A 16344-nucleotide genomic window follows, 5' to 3' on the forward strand; every position below is an offset into this window, starting at 1 on the left:
AAGTTTTGATTGTATTTTAGTGTTAAATCAATTATTCTACTCAAGAAAAACTATTTTTTAGAAAGAAGGAATTAATGAGTTGAAAAGGTTATTGGTCTTTTGGTGTGGAGTTATTGTTATTTTAAGTGTTCTATTCTTTAGTAAGATGCTTGTTGAATCGCAGACAAAAACAGTGGAAGCAACAAGCAAAAACACAGTAAATATTTTTAACTGGGGAGAGTATATCGATCCAGAATTGTTGACAGCATTTGAAAAAGAATCAGGGTATCAGGTGATTTATAATACGTTTGATTCCAATGAAGCAATGGAAACGAAAATCAAACAAGGTGGTTCAACCTATGATATCGTCTTTCCAAGTGAATCAATTATTCCAAAAATGATTGATTCAGGTCTATTGTTGCCAATTGACCAGAATAAAATTCAAGGAACAGAAGATATTTCGACATTTTTGATGAATCAATCATTTGATAAAAAAAATAAGTATTCCATTCCGTATTTTTGGGGCACGATAGGCATTATGGTCAATACAAAGCAAGTAGATGCAATGAAAATAAAAAAATGGTCGGATCTTTGGAATTCCGAGTATAAAAATGATATTTTGATGATTGATGGTGCTCGTGAATCGATTGGAATTGCTTTACAGGCGGAAGGATTGTCTTTAAATGAACTTGACGAAGCGAATGTGCAACGTGGACTTGAAAAATTAGCAAAACTTCGCTCGAATGTTAAAGCGGTACTGACGGATGAAATCAAAACGCTTATGATTCATAATGATGCACCCATTGGTATTGGGTATTCCGGTGATGCAGCTTATGTGATGTATGAAAATCCAGATATTCAATACATTGTGCCAGAGGATGGAGGAGCAATTTGGACAGATAATTTTGCGATTCCTAAAACAGCACGTAATTTGGATGGCGCATATGCGTTTATCAATTTTATGTTGCGACCAGAAAATGCCAAACAAAATGCTGAGTATGTGGGTTATGCGACACCTAGCGAGCAGGCAAAAGCTTTGTTACCAAAAGAATTGACAAATGATGAAGCTTTTTATCCTGAACCCGCGGCGATGGAACAAATGGAACATTATGAATATCTAGGAAGAGATGCGGTCGAAATGTACAATGATCTTTTCTTAGAATGGAAGTTGGGGTTATAGCATGTCGATGATTTTACGTTCAAATTATATATTTGATACCCAAACAAAAAAGACCTTTGCAGGGTATTTAAAAATAGATGCAGGCAAAATTATTGATGTTGGTCCACTTGATGCTTTACCACAAAATGAAGTAGTGATGGATTATTCTGATCAAATGATTATTCCGGGATTTATCGATAGTCATGTTCACTTTTATTTATCTGCTTTAATTCATGCCGGTGTTTTGACACCGTTGACTGGGAATACAGAGCAGGATTTTGCGAACGCTGTGCCACAGTTGCCAATCAGACATGGATGGAAATTAGGGATTGGTTGGTTTGGTAGTGATTTTGGACAACAAGTGTATCCTACCAAAGAAATATTGGATGCTGTTTGTGTTGATGTACCAGTTATGTTAATTTCAGGGGATGCGCATAGTATTTGGTTGAACTCAAAAGCAATGGCTGAGCTAAAAATTACTATCAATAGTATTCCACAAGGGATTAGTGGTGAAGCAATTGTAACGAATGGTGAATTAACTGGTTGTTTTTTAGAAGCAGTTGCAATTAATTATTTAGCAGATGTTCTAGCAATGCTCCCAAATAGTGCTGAAAGTTACTTAGCTTATATGAAGCATTTAAATCAAATGGGAGTTACTACAATTGGTGATGTAGCATTGACTGGCGAAAGCTGGGACGATTTAGTTTATCCAGAATACTTCCAGCAAGTTGAAGAACAAGCGACAATTCGAGCTGTTTTCTATCCTGCTATGCGCGAAGAGCTTACGAAGTTAACCGAAACTTATAGCAACTATCAATCGCCAAAAGTTCAAATGGGTGGCGTGAAGCAATTTTTTGATGGAGTTACTAGTACACACACCGCTTTTTTGAAAGAAGTTTATGAAACTCCTTATTTTGAAGGCGATATAGGCAGTCCGTTAATTCCAATTGAAAAAATGCGTCAACTTATTTTACTGGCAAATCAGCAAGATTGGCCGATACGTATTCATACGATTGGTGATCAAGCCATCCATCAAGCGTTAATATATTATCAAGAAAGCTTAACTCGTTATCCTTTGTCAGCAGGGAAGTACAATACTTTGGAACATTTGGAAGTTATGGATGCTAGTGATTTATCCCTAGTCAAGCAAGAGCAATTAGTTATTTCTGTTCAACCTAGTCATTTATTGGTTGGTTACGATACATTGGACGAAGAAGTTGGATCAAAGCGAGCTAGTGAGATGTTTCCATTTCAATCTTTTTTACAAAATGATGCCACTTTAGCATTTGGTACAGATTCTCCAGTCGTTATTGATGTGACCCCACTAGATTCGATTTATTATGCGGTGGCTCGTCGTGAAAAGTCAGGGATCCCCTATGAACGATTAATGCCGAAGGAAAGAATATCTATTGAAGAAGCGTTAATTGCCCATACAGCAGGTGCAGCAAAAGCTTTAAGTCGTCAGGATATTGGTTCTCTGCAAGTAGGTAATTGGGCAGATATTTGTATCTTATCGCAAAATATTCTTGATTGTACGGAAGAAGAGTTATTAGCAACAAAAATTGTCGGTACGATTTTTGATGGAGAATGGGTTTATCGGGAAGAATAAAATGAAATAACTAAGCAATCAAGGCAGAATGTTAGTCAAGCCTTTGGTTGTTTAGTTATTTTTAGAAGCTAAGCTAATTTTAACCAATCATTTTACGTTCTTTGGATTTCACAAGCAGAAAATCAGAACGAATCTTTTATTATGTGATATAATTTTCAATCGTGGAAAGTATTTTCAGAAAAATTTTCAAGAAAGCATAGAGGGATATAGATGAAAAAATTAAAAATGCAAGAACTAATTTTTACAGGAGTATATACAGCAATCTATTTTTTACTGGTTTCAATTGTCATGGTTGTTTTAAAAGTTGCTGTACCAGTTTTTGATTCCTTATTATTACCTGCGGCATCGGCACTGTTTTCTGGTATTATTTATTTATTAATGTTACAGAAGGTACCACGTTTTGGAGGTATTTCTGTCATGGGTGGCGTTTTTGGTTTGCTATTTTTAGTGACTGGTCATTTCCCAATGTCGTTTGTACCAAGTTTTGTGTGTGCTATTTTAGCTGATTTTTTACAATATAATTGGAAAATAAACGAAAAAATTCGGACGACAGTTACGTATATTATTTTTAGTTTTGGTTTAACAGGTCCATTGTTACCTATGTGGTTTATGAAAAATGCCTATGTGGATTCATTGATTCGTCGTGGAAAAGACGCAGATTATATTAATTATGTCTTTGAACCAATTACTCAAATTGGTTTTATTATTTGTGTGGTTTCCGTGATTGTTTGCTCGATTGCTGGGATTTATATTGGTCGTAAATTATTAGCCAAACATTTTCAAACAAAGAGGTAAGTAATGAAAAAAAGACTGACATTCGACCCACGAACGAAACTTTGTGTCATTTTATTTGCTAGTTTTAGTTTAATGGTACGGTTAACTTTTTTTTATGAAATAATATTTATCTCGCTATTATTTGTGTTGTTTTTGTTGATTGGTGAATGGAAAAAAGGGATAAGTTTTTATGTTCTTTTTTGGCTGCTAGCCTTATTGGATTATGGGTTATTTCCACAAGGAGATCATGTGATTTTTGGTTTACTTTCCTTTGTTTTAATTGGAAGTCGACGCTTGCTACCGACAGTCATGGCGGCTAGTTTTGCAATGAGTGGGACAAAAATTAGTGAATGGATTGCAGCTCTGCAAAAACTGCGTGTACCGTTTGCTCTGATTGTTCCACTGACCGTCTTGTTCCGTTTTTTTCCAACGTTGGTTCAAGATTTTAAAAATATTCGTAAAGCCTTACGCTTTCGAGGAATTGCGACAAACGTGTGGGAAATGGTAATTCATCCTTTTCAAACGATGGAATACATTATTATTCCAATTCTGATGTCAGCCGATAATACCGCGCTTGATTTATCGGCAACTGCGATGGTTCGTGGCTTGGGCAATATGAAGCAGCATACAAGTATCTATCCTTTGCGTTTTCATTGGCAGGATTATCTTTTAATTGTAGTTCTTATCGGTTGTATCGGAGGAAGATTATTATGGCCTTAATTGAATTAACAAATCTTTCATTAGAGTATCAAGATACGACGATTTTACATCAGTTGAATTGGCAAGTGAAGGAAGGCGAAATGGTCGTATTATGTGGAAAAAGCGGGAGTGGGAAATCCTCTTTAATTAAATTATTGAGTGGCTTGATTCCTGAACTATATGAAGCAAATATTCAAGGAACAGGTACCATACTAAATCAATCGTTAGAAGAACGCGATTTTTCGGAACATGCCGAACAAATTGGTATGGTGTTTCAAAATCCAAAAACGCAATTTTTTACTCAAGATGTTTATTCTGAACTCGCTTTTCCGATGGAAAACGTTGGCATGGCTCAGCCAGAAATGGTGCAACGTGTGCTAGAAGTAGCCACTGAATTTAATTTGACACGATTTTTGGAAAAGAGTATGTTTCAACTATCTGGCGGTGAGAAACAGCTGGTTGCTTTTGGTTCAGCATGTACGCTTACGCCCAAACTTTTTTTACTTGATGAACCGTCTAGCAACTTAGATCAAGTCACGGTTGAAAAGCTTAAAAAATATTTGAGTTGGTTAAAAAGTGAAGGCTTCACGATTATTATTGCAGAACATCGTCTGTCTTATCTTATGGAGAGTGCAGATCATTTTCTTTTTTTACCAAAAGGGCTTCATTGGACCAAAGAAGAGTTACTCGCAAAGAGTCCTATTGAATTAGAAGAGCTAGGCTTGCGTCAACTTATTGTTCCTAAGCTAACATTAGGTCAGACAGATACAGTAGAGGAATCAGAAGTTGCTTTAACGATGAAGAACCTCACATATACCTATTCAAAGCAACAAAACGGTGTGACTATTCCTGAATTACAGTTATCCAATCAGTACATTACTGGTTTAGTTGGGAACAATGGTGCCGGAAAATCAACTTTTGCGCAACTCGTTACTGGTTTATTTAAGCCAAAAAGCGGGACAATCTTCTTAAATGGTAAAAAGATGACACCAAAACAACTGTTAAAAGAAAGTTATATTGTGATGCAAGATGTCAATTTACAACTTTTTTTCGAAACGGTAACCAAAGAAATCACTGCAATGGCGAAGGATTTAACCGATTATGAAGAAGTTATTGAATGGTTAGCATTAGAACCATTATTAAATCGTCATCCACAAAGCTTATCCGGTGGGGAAAAGCAACGTGTCGCTTTAGCAGCAGCTATTTTATCAGGAAAGAAAATTTTGGTCTTTGATGAACCAACGAGTGGATTGGACTTAGTTAGTATGCAAAAAGTCAGTGAGCTAATTAAAAAATTAAAGGATAAACATTTGTTGGTCTTAGTTATCACGCATGACCAGGAATTTCTACAACAAACATGCGACAGAGTATTAAAAATGAATGAGGGAAAAATAGTGTCAGATGGCATTATTTTGTGAAAAAGACAGATAATTTTATCTGTCTTTTTTGTATTTTTAAGTCTTTTTATCAAATTGAGTATAGAAATGTGAAAATGTTTGTTAAACTTTCGTTGTTTCAAGTGGTTCATTTTTTATTGATAAGATAATGTTCGTATTTTTTATAAATTAAATGTTAATATCTGGTAAATAAATTCATTTAAATGAGTGAATGTTAACAAAATTTCTAATGGAATTTTAAAAGTACGTTTTTAATTATAATGGTAAAATAAAAGTTGCATGTTAATAAATTTTTTTGGAGGGTTTTTCATGATTGAGGTTATCGACTTGAAAAAAGTTTTCGATAATGGGTTTGAAGCGTTAAAATCTGTCAATTTCACAATTGAGAAGGGGGATTTGGTTTGTTTATTAGGGCCAAGTGGTTGTGGAAAATCGACAATTTTGAACTTAATTGCTGGTTTATTAAATCCTTCCGATGGAGATATTCAATTTAGTGGTTCTTCGGTGATTAAAACAGAACCGAAAAATCGAAACATTGGATTTGTTTTTCAGAATTATGCGTTATATCCACATATGACTGTTTTAGAAAACATTATGTTTCCTTTAACCGTGGGCAAGCAGAAAATTTCTAAATCTGAAGCAAAATCAATTGCCGAAGAGTATATGAAATTAACGAATATCGAAGAATTGAGTAATAAAAAACCAGGGACGTTATCTGGTGGGCAACAACAGCGTGTCGCAATTACCCGTGCATTAGTACAAAAACCAGATGTTTTATTATTAGATGAGCCGTTAAGTAATTTAGATGCACGGCTGCGTTTGAAAATTCGTGAAGAAATTCGTCGTTTAGTAAAAGAAGTGGGGATTACGACAATTTTTGTTACCCACGATCAAGAAGAGGCATTATCAATTAGCGATAAAATTATTCTTTTAAATGAAGGCGTCATCCAACAGAATGATGCACCACAGAATCTTTATTTAGAACCAAATAACTTATTTGTTGCCACTTTCATCGGAAACCCCATCATGAATATTTTACCTGTTACTGTAAAAGATGGTGTAATGTCTCATGAATCCTTCCAGTTCCCAGTGACTAATTTTGAGCCAACTCGTTTTAAAACAGACTTGTCTGATGGTTCTTATGCATTAGGGATTCGCCCAGAAGACGTGTTAGTTAAAGAGGAAAAAGCGCTTTTTTCTGTCTTAGTTAGAGGCGTGGAATTGATTGGTCGCGAACGTATTTTAAATGTTGATTTAAATAGTCAACACGTGAAATCAATTGTTAGTATTGAAGAAGTCATCGAAGAAGGCGATCACGTGCATTTTGATTTTGCCTATAACAAAGCCTTTATTTTCAAAGAAACAGGAGAACGAGTGTACTGATGATGAAGAAAAATTATAATCCGGAAAACCAACCTAAAGCATGGTTCTTCCTGCTGCCATCTTTAGGCGTCATTCTTTTATTTAATATCTATCCTTTATTTCGTTCATTTATTATGAGTTTCCAAAAAGGTTCACTGATTAATCAAAAGTATGCAGGACTAGAAAACTATCAACGCGTGCTAAGTGATCCCGTATTTTATCGTGCCTTGAAGAACACTGCTCTATACGCTTTTGTTGTAGTACCTGTTGCTTTAGTGATTAGTTTGGCAATTGCTTGGATTATTTTTGAAAAAGTGAAACACAAAAGTTTTTTTGAAACAATCTTTTTCATGCCTTATGTCACAAGTACGATTGCGATTGGGATTGTCTTTCGTTATTTTTTCAACGGGTCCTACGGGATTGTCAATTTTATTTTAGGGTTGTTTGGGATTCCAGCTGTCAATTGGTTGGATTCGATTCAAATGAGTATGCCAACGCTTATTATCTTTGGTATTTGGACCAGTCTGGCATTTAATATCATTATTTTGTTAGCAGGCTTACGTAATATTGATCAAGAGCATTATAAAATTGCCAATATGTTTGGTGCAACTAACTGGGAAATTTTCCGACGAATTACCTTTCCTCAACTGCTACCAACAATTGCGTTCTTGTTAACTGTGAATTTAATTGGTGCGTTTAAAGTATATACACAAGTGTATGCCTTATTTGGAGGTACGGCAGGAATTGCAAATAGTGCAACGACAGCAGTGTACTATATTTATGATAAGTTCCATGTTGCAGGACGTCCGGGTATTGCGATGGCAGCAACAGTTATCTTATTTGTAGTTATTTTAATTGTTACATTTTTACAAAATAAATTATTAAAGAAAGTGGGGGAATAAAATGAATCGCATGGTTACTATTCTTTCTTTCATTTTCTTAGGTATTTTAGGTGTTATTACTTTGTTCCCGTTTATTTATATGATTTTAGCTGGACTGATGACCTATAGCGAGGTAACGAGTATTCCACCAACAATTTTTCCAGAAAAATTCCAATGGCATAATTACGTGGAAGTATTTGCTAAAGCACCATTCTTACGTTACTTCTTTAATACTGTGTTTGTTTCAGCAATTACCACAATTGCAACAGTCGTAACAGCTGTACTAGCGTCCTTTGCTTTAACTAGTTTGCAATTCCGGTTTAAAAACTGGGTCGTGATGATTATGATTTCTTTGTTAATGGTACCGTATGAATCGATTATTTTTACCAACTATCAAACAATTGCACAAATGGGCTTATTAAATACCTATAGTGCATTGATTATTCCGTTTTTAACAAGTATTTTTTATATTTATTATTTGAATGGTTATCTAAAAAGCATTCCTAGTACCTTTTATAAAGCAGCTAAAATTGATGGTGCCTCTGATTTGGAATATATCTGGCGAATTCTCGTGCCAATGTCGAAACCGGCTTTGGTAACGGTGGGAATTTTAACCTTTATTTCAAGTTGGAATTCATTCTTATGGCCATTGTTAGTAACGAATGAAAAGAAATATCGTTTGTTGAATAATGGTTTAGCAGCTTTCACAACTGAAAGTGGCAGTGATGTTCATTTGCAAATGGCGGCTGCAACTTTAACCGTTATTCCAATTTTGATTATTTATTTAATCTTTAGAAAAGAAATTATTCGAGGAGTGGCTAAAAATGGAATCAAAGGATAAACCAATTATTACGTTTCATAGTGGGATATTAACCATTGGTGGGACAGTCATCGAAGTTGCTTATAAAGATGCGCATATCTTTTTTGACTTTGGTACAGAATTTCGTCCAGAATTAAATTTACCAGATGATAATTTATCCACATTATTAGAGAATCGACTTGTTCCTGAGTTAAAGGACTTATACGATCCACGCTTAGGCTATCAGTATCAAGGAGCAGATGAGCAAGCCTATCAACATACAGCTGTCTTCTTATCTCATGCGCATTTAGATCATTCACGCATGATTAATTATTTAGACCCTGCCGTTCCTCTTTATACGTTAAAAGAAACGAAAGCAATTTTAAATACATTAAATCGAACAGGTGATTTCCTAATTCCATCTCCGTTTGAAGAAGTAGGTTTCACGAGAGAAATGATTGGCTTAGAACCGCATGATGTGATTGAAGTTGGTGATCTTTCAGTGGAAATTGTTCCCGTTGATCATGATGCTTATGGTGCTTCTGCCTTATTAATTCGTACACCGGACCAATTAATTACGTATACAGGTGATTTGCGGTTACATGGTCATAATGCCGAAGACACACTAGCTTTTTGTGAGCAAGCGAAAGCAAGTGACCTTTTGATGATGGAAGGCGTAAGTATTAGTTTTCCTGAACGTGAAGGGACAGAGGAAGACAAAGTATTGAGCGAAGAAGATTTAATTCAGCGTTTTGTGCAACTAGTCTTAGCTAATCCGCATCGTCAAATCACATTTAACGGTTATCCAGCAAATGTGAAGCGTTTTGCGAAAATCATCGAACAGTCCCCTCGAACAGTAGTATTAGAGGCCAACATGGCTGCCTTATTATTAGAAATTTTTGATATAGCTGTTCCTTATTATTATCTTGAAAATGCGCTAGTCATCGATCAGTTAGATGCAACCTTAGAAGTCGCCTACGACACTTTATTGGTTGATCAAGAGCGGTATGTTTGGCAAGTTGTTGATCGCTTCGAAAATTTACAAGAAGGCAGTTTATATATTCATAGTGATGCTCAACCATTAGGGGATTTTGATCCACAATATGCCGTCTTTTTAGAATTATTAGCGCAAAAAAATATTACATTTGTTCGCTTAGCTTGTACTGGTCATGCTTTCCCAGATGATTTAGCTAAAATTATCTCATTGATTCAACCGAAATTATTGGTTCCAATCCATACGTTGCACCCAGAAAAACTGGAGAATCCGTACGGTGAAAGAATATTGCCAGATCGTGGCAGCAGTATCACGTTATAAAAAATAGTGGGGAGAGAAAAAAATGAAATTCAAACGTTTAGCAACATGGTCAGTAGCCGCAGCGGCTGTTTTAGCATTAGCTGCTTGTGGAAACAAACAAAGTGAGGAAGCCAAAGATATCGTCACTGATTTAAAAGAGGATACAACGATTACTTTTTGGCATGCAATGCAAGGGGCACAAGAAGAAGCATTAACCAAATTGACAGATGATTTTATGGCAGAAAATCCAACAATTAAAGTTGAATTACAAAATCAATCTTCTTATCCTGATTTACAAGCGAAAGTAAATTCAACATTGCCATCACCAAAGGATTTGCCAACAATTACGCAAGCTTATCCGGGTTGGTTATGGAACGCAGCACAAGATGAAATGTTAGTTGATTTACAACCTTACATGGATAATGAAACAATTGGCTGGGGTGACCAAGAAGCGATTCGTCAACCACTATTAGAGGGGGCTCGTATTGAAGATACACAATATGGAATTCCTTTCAATAAATCTACAGAAATGCTCTTTTATAATGCAGATATGTTAAAAGAATATGGTGTAGAAGTGCCAACAACAATGGAAGAATTAGCAACTGCTTCAAAAACGATTTTTGAAAAATCAAATGGTAAAGTAGTCGGCGCAGGTTTTGATTCATTGAATAACTACTACGCAATCGGAATGGAAAACAAAGGTGTTGACTTTGACAAAGACTTGAAATTTGATAGCAAAGAATCAAAAGAAGTCATTCGTTATTATGCAGATGGTATCAAAGACGGCTACTTCCGTGTAGCAGGTTCGGATAAATATTTATCAGGTCCATTTGCAAATGAACAAGTAGCGATGTTTATTGGCTCAATTGCTGGTGAAGGCTATACTGCGAAAGACACTGCTGGTAAATTTGAATATGGTACAGCACCACGTCCAGATAAAATCAATTTGCAACAAGGAACAGATATTTATATGTTTGATAGTGCCTCTCCTGAAGAACGTACAGCAGCATTCTTATTTATGAAATACTTGGCAACACCAGAAGCACAATTACACTGGTCACTTTCAACTGGCTATATGCCGATTGTTGATTCTGTCTTGCAAAGTGAGGAATACAAAAATTCAGACATGAAAGTGCCTGCTTCATTAGAAGATGCAACAAAAGAACTATTCTCAATCCCTGTCGTTGAAAATGCAGATCCTGCTTACAATGAAGTACGCAACATTATGGAAAATATTTTTGCAAATACTAACAAAGATTTAGACAAATTAATTGAAGAATCTGTTCCAGTATTAGAAAATGCTTGGAATCAATAATTAATGAAGGGTCCGGTGTGACAAACCGGGCTCTTTGTTTTACTATAAGGAAGTAGAAATGTTTAAAACGAGGATGGATGAAAAAAGAATGGAATTAAAAATTTTAGCAACAAGCGATATGCATGGCTATATCATGCCAACTAATTTTACGCAGCGTGAGTTAGATTTACCTTTTGGTACCGCAAAAGTTGCCACAAAACTAAAAGAACTGCGTCAACAAGCGACCGGTCCAGTTATTCAAATTGAAAATGGTGACTTTATTCAAGGCTCACCATTGAGTTATTACGTGCGCAAAAATGCAGAGCATGGTGTCCAAGCCATCACACAATTAATCAACCAGTTGCAATTTGATGTCAGTGTGTTAGGAAACCATGAATTTAATTATGGCTTAGAGTATCTTAAAGAAGCTATTCAAAGTTATAATCATCCAGTACTTGCGGCAAATATTTTAAATCAAAAGGGGCAACCAGCTTTTGGTCAACCATATGCCATTATTGAAAAATCTGGCGTTAAAGTTGCTATTTTAGGTGTTGTAACCCAGTATATTCCACACTGGGAACAACCTGCAACGATTGCTGATTTGACATTTGAAAGCATTATTGATACAGCGAAGAAATATATTCCTCAGTTAAGAGAACAAGCGGATGTGGTGATTGTGGCTTATCATGGCGGTTTCGAAAAAGATTTAGTAACCGGTGAACCGACAGAAGCTTTAACAGGCGAAAATGAAGGATATGAATTATTAAGTCAAGTATCTGGAATTGATGCATTAATCACTGGTCACCAACATCGCCAAATTGCCACTAAAATTAATGGTGTACCGGTCATTCAACCGGGCTTTCAAGGAGCATTTGTAGGAGAAATTTGTTTGGAACTTGATGAAGAAAATAATTACGCAATTGTTGAGAGTCATGCTAATCTCCATGCCACTGCTAATGAAAAAGTAGATGAGGAAGTTGTATCCCAATTAGCAGAGCTCAATGAAGAAGTGGAGGATTGGCTAGACCAAGCAGTTGGTCAAGTGATTGGTGATATGCGTATCAAAGATCCAAATGAAGCTCGTTTAGTGGAACATCCGTACATTGAATTTATCAATCGTGTTCAAATGGAAGCTAGCGGAGCTGATATTTCTGGCACCGCCTTATTTAATAATGATGGTAAAGGCTTTAATGCAACCATCACGATGCGCGATGTCATCACAAACTATGTCTATCCAAATACATTAGCAGTCTTAAAAGTATCTGGTGCTGATTTAAGAGCTGCTTTAGAACAAACTGCAGAATACTTTGTGATTGAAAATGGCGAGACAATTTTCAATCCTAAATATGTTGAACCAAAACCACAATATTATAATTATGATATGTATGAAGGGATCGATTATGTCATTGATTTAACCAAGCCAATCGGCGAACGGATTACCACCCTTAATTACCAAGGCAAAGCTGTACAGCCAACCGATAGTCTAGAAATTGTCACCAATCAATACCGTGCAGTAGGTGGTGGAAATTATACAATGTTTACAGCAGATAAAATTGTTCGTGAAATTCCCGTCGATATGACAGAATTAATCGCTGAATATTTACGCAAACATCCAGTAATTGAAGCAACAGTCAATCATAATTTCAAAATAATCGATGAAAAAAACGCTGAGAATTAATTTTCAGCGTTTTTTTGTACATATGTCTCTATCGGTTTTTGGTAACAGTCCGCTTGCCAAGTTCCTTCATTAAAATAAGTAGCAAGCAAATAACCAATATAAGGACCAGTAGTCAAACCAGATGAACCTAGTCCACTAGCGACCACGAGATTTGTTTGCTCTAAAGGTCCGAAGAATGGCGCGAAATCAGATGTGTATGCACGAGTCCCTACAAAGAAAGAGGCTGGTTGTGATATAAGTGCTTCAGGATTGGCTAGAAAATCACGTGTACCTTCAACCAATTGATCAAAAGCTGCTTGCGTAGGTGTTAAATCCCAACCACCATCATTTTCATGGGTAGCACCAATTAAAATCTGTCCATTCATGAAAGGAATTAAATCTGCTTCGCCATCTAACATGGCAACTGGCCATTCTTGGCTTGTTTGATACGTGGTATCAAAGGCTAATAGTTGACCTTTTTGTGGACGAATATCAACAGTGTAATTTAAATGTTCTAATAAAGGTTTGACAAACGGTCCCGAGGTTAATGCGACAGCATCAACTGTGATTTGATGAGAAGCACTTTGGATTTGCCATTGCTCGTTGTCCGCATCAACTTGTGCTTTTTCATGAATAATCTTGACGCCTTTGGCCAATGCTTGTTTGGTTGCGTGGGCTAAATAGGAACGACCGTTTAAACGTCCGCCACCAGAGACGTAAAGTGAAGGTGCGGGTTTAAGCAAAGGTAAATAGCTAGCTGTTTCATCAGCAGTTAATAAGCGAATGTCGCCAATCTCAGGCGCTTCTTTTTTGCGTTCTTCTGCTAATTCGGCCAACGCTAAGAGACTATTTTGTTCTCGTAATAAAATGGTTCCACACTTGGAATAAACCGATGCATCCAGTGATAAATCTTGGACAAGTTTTGGGAAGAAAGCTGCACCATCTTTTGCGAGTTGGTACCATTTTTTATTTCTGCGTTTGGAAAGCCAAGGGGAAATAATCCCAGCGCTTGCACCTGTTGCTTGACCGATGCCTTCATCAAATAAGGTCACATCGAATTTTGTTGTATCTAGGTAATTGGCGAGGGTCAGTCCAATAATTCCGCCACCAATAATTGCAATTTTTTTCATAATTCATTCCTTTCTTCACTTGTCACATCACAAAAAATAGTATAATAGAAAGAGCTTAGAATTTAAAGTAAAGGAAGTTACCAATGAACGATTATTTAGAGCTATTTGCCGATTGGTATCCAGAATTTTTAGGAACATATTTTTATCCGGTACGAGTAGCAAAAACATTTACATTAAAAGAAAGGGAATCGTTGCTTCAACAATTAAATGAGTCACAAAAAGAATTACTTGCGCATCACCGCAAGTATCGTATTCGTTCACTTTTCTTAAAAAATAGCTATATGCAATCGACTCAATGGCGATTTTCTGAGTTAAAAATTAATCCTTTTTATCCAGAGCCATTACCTGATGGGACGAAATTAATCTGCAAATGTGGTCGTCCGTTAAAATATCAATTTATTTTACATTCAACTAAACGCAAGAAACCCATTGCGCTTGGGATTAATCATTTTGCCGATCACTTAAATATCCCAATTGAAGTAGCCAGAGAAATTCAAAAAGGAGTTAATGAAATTGATATTGCTCTCGATGAATTATTATGGTTAAAGAAAAATCAAGTCGCCTTTCCGGAACAAGTCTGGCAACGCTATTGTTACGCAGTCTTTCGTAACAATCAATTAGCGAAACCGATTCAATTAAACCAAAAATTACCTAAACGTATCAAAGATTTTAGAGATGCTCAGATGCCAATCTATATCTCAGATTATGAAGCATTAGAAACTGAGATTCGCCGAGTGAATCAGCAAGCACAAGGAGACACCGCTCATTTTTTAGCTGAAAAAACATTATTTGAAGCTTTTTATGAAGACTTTATGGTTGATTTAGCAACAACTAACTTGTATACACATAAGAAATTTTTGACGAAAAAAAGCAAATTATTATTAACAACAAAGCTTGAGAAACTTCCGTTTGTCTTTTTTGGAGAATTATTGCATCAACTGCAATCATTGCCACGTGAGAAACCAGGATTAGCAAAAATGATTTTCCAAGAATTTAGTCGAACCAAAGGTAAAATTGTTGATGAAGAAGTTTTAGATGTTGTGTTAAGGATGTATTTGACACATGGATTTAATCAATCATTCTTTTTGGGGATTCCTAAAGTGATGCGCAATGGACTTTTAAAAGCAATTCGAATCGAAAAAGAAGAACAAAAACAAGCTTTTGATGCCAAAATAGCAACTTTACCTGATGTTTTCTTTCAATCGTTTGCTGTATTATTGAAAAGTCCCGAGACCTTAAATCAGCCAGACATCTTGCAACATTATTTGACTAGCATTTTAGGAGAAGGGAGTGGGTACATCAATTTAGATTCATTATTAGTAGCAATGCGTCACTATTTAGCAGGAAAACCTTTTGAAATTGCCTATGCAGAAATTGAAAAGCAACTTTACCAGCGATTAGCAGTTGTTTTTTAGTGATTTGGTATGATACTATGCAAGTATTATGAGATAAGAAGGTTTGAAAAATGACTAAACACATACAACCTAATAAGCGTGTGACCCTTCCACGTTATCAGCAAATAGCTGTTGAAATAGCAGAACGAATTGTTGATAATCGCTATCATGAAGGCGAAAAAATTCACGCACGGTCGACTTTAGCAAGTAACTTTAATGTTTCACCGGAAACAGCTCGAAAAGCAATCAATGTACTTGTGGATTTAGAAATTATGGAAGTACGCCATGGTAGTGGTGCCTATGTTGCCTCAAAGCAAAAAGCCAAAAGTTATGTCGAAAAATATAAAAATGTTCAAAGTATAGAAGAAATTCGTCGAGAAATTTTAGATGGTGTGAAAAGACAACAAGAAGAATTAGATAATTTTTCAGAATTGCTGGATGTTCTTGTGAATCAATCCAAACAAGTGAGAGATATGTCACCATTTATTCCGTATGAATTAAAATTAACGGAAGAAGCCTTACATTTAGAAAAAAGTGTTGTAGAATTAAATATTTGGCAAAAAACAGGCGCGACAATTGTTGCCATTCAAACGGAAACAGAAGTGTTACTCTCGCCAGGACCGTATGCAAAATTAAGTATTGGAAATATCGTGTATTTTGTAGGAAATGAATTGAGTTTTCAACGAATGATGAATTTTTTCTACCCAACTGAATAACTTTTTATGTAAACCAGAGGAGATGTTGATGATAACATCCTCTGGTTTTCTATTTATAAAATGAGAAATGAAATGAAAATTATGAGAATCTTATTTTATTTTTTTGACAAAGTGACCACACGATGTTAAAGTAATATGGTCACTTAGGTGAGAGTTTTCAGAAAAAAGTCAGAAAATAAGCTAGAAGGAGTGTTTTTTGT

Annotated in this window: 14 protein-coding genes; 13 read left to right on the forward strand and 1 reads right to left on the reverse strand. The window is 35.8% G+C overall.

Annotation, left to right across the window (positions count from 1 at the left end):
• The first annotated feature begins 79 nt into the window (after nucleotides 1-79).
• The 11 genes from BAU17_RS03340 to BAU17_RS03390 all read left to right on the forward strand — a co-directional run bounded on the left by BAU17_RS03340 (nucleotide 80) and on the right by BAU17_RS03390 (nucleotide 12925).
• Complete coding sequence (locus BAU17_RS03340) at nucleotides 80-1159, forward strand: ABC transporter substrate-binding protein (protein ID WP_161901406.1); 1080 nt, start codon at nucleotides 80-82, stop codon at nucleotides 1157-1159.
• A gap of 1 nt (nucleotide 1160) precedes the next feature.
• Nucleotides 1161-2747 (forward strand): amidohydrolase, encoded by a 1587-nt coding sequence (locus BAU17_RS03345; protein ID WP_161901407.1) that lies wholly within the window; start codon nucleotides 1161-1163, stop codon nucleotides 2745-2747.
• Nucleotides 2748-2957: 210 nt separating this feature from the next.
• Nucleotides 2958-3542, forward strand: a complete 585-nt coding sequence (locus BAU17_RS03350; RefSeq protein WP_161901408.1) for an MptD family putative ECF transporter S component — start codon at nucleotides 2958-2960, stop codon at nucleotides 3540-3542.
• Between the two features lie 3 nt (nucleotides 3543-3545).
• Nucleotides 3546-4241 carry an energy-coupling factor transporter transmembrane component T gene (locus tag BAU17_RS03355; protein WP_161901409.1) on the forward strand — a complete coding sequence of 232 codons (696 nt, stop codon included), beginning with the start codon at nucleotides 3546-3548 and terminating at the stop codon, nucleotides 4239-4241.
• Complete coding sequence (locus tag BAU17_RS03360) at nucleotides 4232-5638, forward strand: ABC transporter ATP-binding protein (protein ID WP_161901410.1); 1407 nt, start codon at nucleotides 4232-4234, stop codon at nucleotides 5636-5638. Before BAU17_RS03355 ends, BAU17_RS03360 begins: the two co-directional genes overlap by 10 nt.
• Nucleotides 5639-5926: 288 nt before the next feature.
• A complete protein-coding gene (locus BAU17_RS03365) occupies nucleotides 5927-7000 on the forward strand; it encodes an ABC transporter ATP-binding protein (RefSeq protein WP_161901411.1) in 1074 nt (357 codons plus the stop codon).
• Nucleotides 7000-7881: a carbohydrate ABC transporter permease gene (locus BAU17_RS03370; RefSeq protein ID WP_161901412.1), complete on the forward strand. Its 882-nt coding sequence runs from the start codon at nucleotides 7000-7002 to the stop codon at nucleotides 7879-7881. Before BAU17_RS03365 ends, BAU17_RS03370 begins: the two co-directional genes overlap by 1 nt.
• 1 nt (nucleotide 7882) lies before the next feature.
• Entirely contained in the window at nucleotides 7883-8701 is an 819-nt protein-coding gene (locus BAU17_RS03375; protein WP_161901413.1) for a carbohydrate ABC transporter permease, read from the forward strand.
• The gene (locus BAU17_RS03380) at nucleotides 8685-9974 is read left to right on the forward strand and encodes an MBL fold metallo-hydrolase (RefSeq protein WP_161901414.1); all 1290 of its coding nucleotides are present in this window, start codon (nucleotides 8685-8687) and stop codon (nucleotides 9972-9974) included. The genes BAU17_RS03375 and BAU17_RS03380 overlap by 17 nt, the downstream gene beginning before the upstream one ends.
• A gap of 22 nt (nucleotides 9975-9996) precedes the next feature.
• Nucleotides 9997-11268 (forward strand): extracellular solute-binding protein, encoded by a 1272-nt coding sequence (locus tag BAU17_RS03385; protein WP_161901415.1) that lies wholly within the window; start codon nucleotides 9997-9999, stop codon nucleotides 11266-11268.
• A gap of 88 nt (nucleotides 11269-11356) precedes the next feature.
• Nucleotides 11357-12925 carry a bifunctional metallophosphatase/5'-nucleotidase gene (locus BAU17_RS03390; RefSeq protein WP_161901416.1) on the forward strand — a complete coding sequence of 523 codons (1569 nt, stop codon included), beginning with the start codon at nucleotides 11357-11359 and terminating at the stop codon, nucleotides 12923-12925.
• Here the strand turns inward: BAU17_RS03390 and BAU17_RS03395 are convergent.
• Complete coding sequence (locus tag BAU17_RS03395) at nucleotides 12922-14034, reverse strand: NAD(P)/FAD-dependent oxidoreductase (protein WP_161901417.1); 1113 nt, start codon at nucleotides 14032-14034, stop codon at nucleotides 12922-12924. The two genes, BAU17_RS03390 and BAU17_RS03395, sit on opposite strands and share 4 nt — an antisense overlap.
• Before the next feature lie 83 nt (nucleotides 14035-14117).
• On the opposite strand from BAU17_RS03395, the gene BAU17_RS03400 reads away from it, so the two are divergent.
• Both BAU17_RS03400 and BAU17_RS03405 read left to right on the forward strand, forming a co-directional pair.
• On the forward strand, nucleotides 14118-15449 hold the full coding sequence (locus BAU17_RS03400) for a hypothetical protein (RefSeq protein ID WP_161901418.1): 1332 nt from the start codon (nucleotides 14118-14120) through the stop codon (nucleotides 15447-15449).
• Between the two features lie 50 nt (nucleotides 15450-15499).
• Nucleotides 15500-16144 (forward strand): GntR family transcriptional regulator, encoded by a 645-nt coding sequence (locus tag BAU17_RS03405; protein ID WP_161901419.1) that lies wholly within the window; start codon nucleotides 15500-15502, stop codon nucleotides 16142-16144.
• The last annotated feature ends 200 nt before the right edge of the window (nucleotides 16145-16344 follow it).

It is taken from the genome of Candidatus Enterococcus willemsii (genome assembly GCF_009933335.1).
In the GTDB taxonomy this organism is placed as follows: Bacteria; Bacillota; Bacilli; order Lactobacillales; family Enterococcaceae; genus Enterococcus_F; species Enterococcus_F willemsii.

Excerpts from the sequence above, each read along its gene's own strand:
- BAU17_RS03345 (WP_161901407.1), top strand. The coding sequence starts at position 1,161 with ATGTCGATGATTTTACGTTCAAATTATATATTTGATACCCAAACAAAA.
- BAU17_RS03350 (WP_161901408.1), top strand. The coding sequence starts at position 2,958 with ATGAAAAAATTAAAAATGCAAGAACTAATTTTTACAGGAGTATATACA.
- BAU17_RS03355 (WP_161901409.1), top strand. The coding sequence starts at position 3,546 with ATGAAAAAAAGACTGACATTCGACCCACGAACGAAACTTTGTGTCATT.
- BAU17_RS03360 (WP_161901410.1), top strand. The coding sequence starts at position 4,232 with ATGGCCTTAATTGAATTAACAAATCTTTCATTAGAGTATCAAGATACG.
- BAU17_RS03365 (WP_161901411.1), top strand. The coding sequence starts at position 5,927 with ATGATTGAGGTTATCGACTTGAAAAAAGTTTTCGATAATGGGTTTGAA.
- BAU17_RS03370 (WP_161901412.1), top strand. The coding sequence starts at position 7,000 with ATGATGAAGAAAAATTATAATCCGGAAAACCAACCTAAAGCATGGTTC.
- BAU17_RS03375 (WP_161901413.1), top strand. The coding sequence starts at position 7,883 with ATGAATCGCATGGTTACTATTCTTTCTTTCATTTTCTTAGGTATTTTA.
- BAU17_RS03380 (WP_161901414.1), top strand. The coding sequence starts at position 8,685 with ATGGAATCAAAGGATAAACCAATTATTACGTTTCATAGTGGGATATTA.
- BAU17_RS03385 (WP_161901415.1), top strand. The coding sequence starts at position 9,997 with ATGAAATTCAAACGTTTAGCAACATGGTCAGTAGCCGCAGCGGCTGTT.
- BAU17_RS03390 (WP_161901416.1), top strand. The coding sequence starts at position 11,357 with ATGGAATTAAAAATTTTAGCAACAAGCGATATGCATGGCTATATCATG.
- BAU17_RS03395 (WP_161901417.1), bottom strand. The coding sequence starts at position 14,034 with ATGAAAAAAATTGCAATTATTGGTGGCGGAATTATTGGACTGACCCTC.
- BAU17_RS03400 (WP_161901418.1), top strand. The coding sequence starts at position 14,118 with ATGAACGATTATTTAGAGCTATTTGCCGATTGGTATCCAGAATTTTTA.
- BAU17_RS03405 (WP_161901419.1), top strand. The coding sequence starts at position 15,500 with ATGACTAAACACATACAACCTAATAAGCGTGTGACCCTTCCACGTTAT.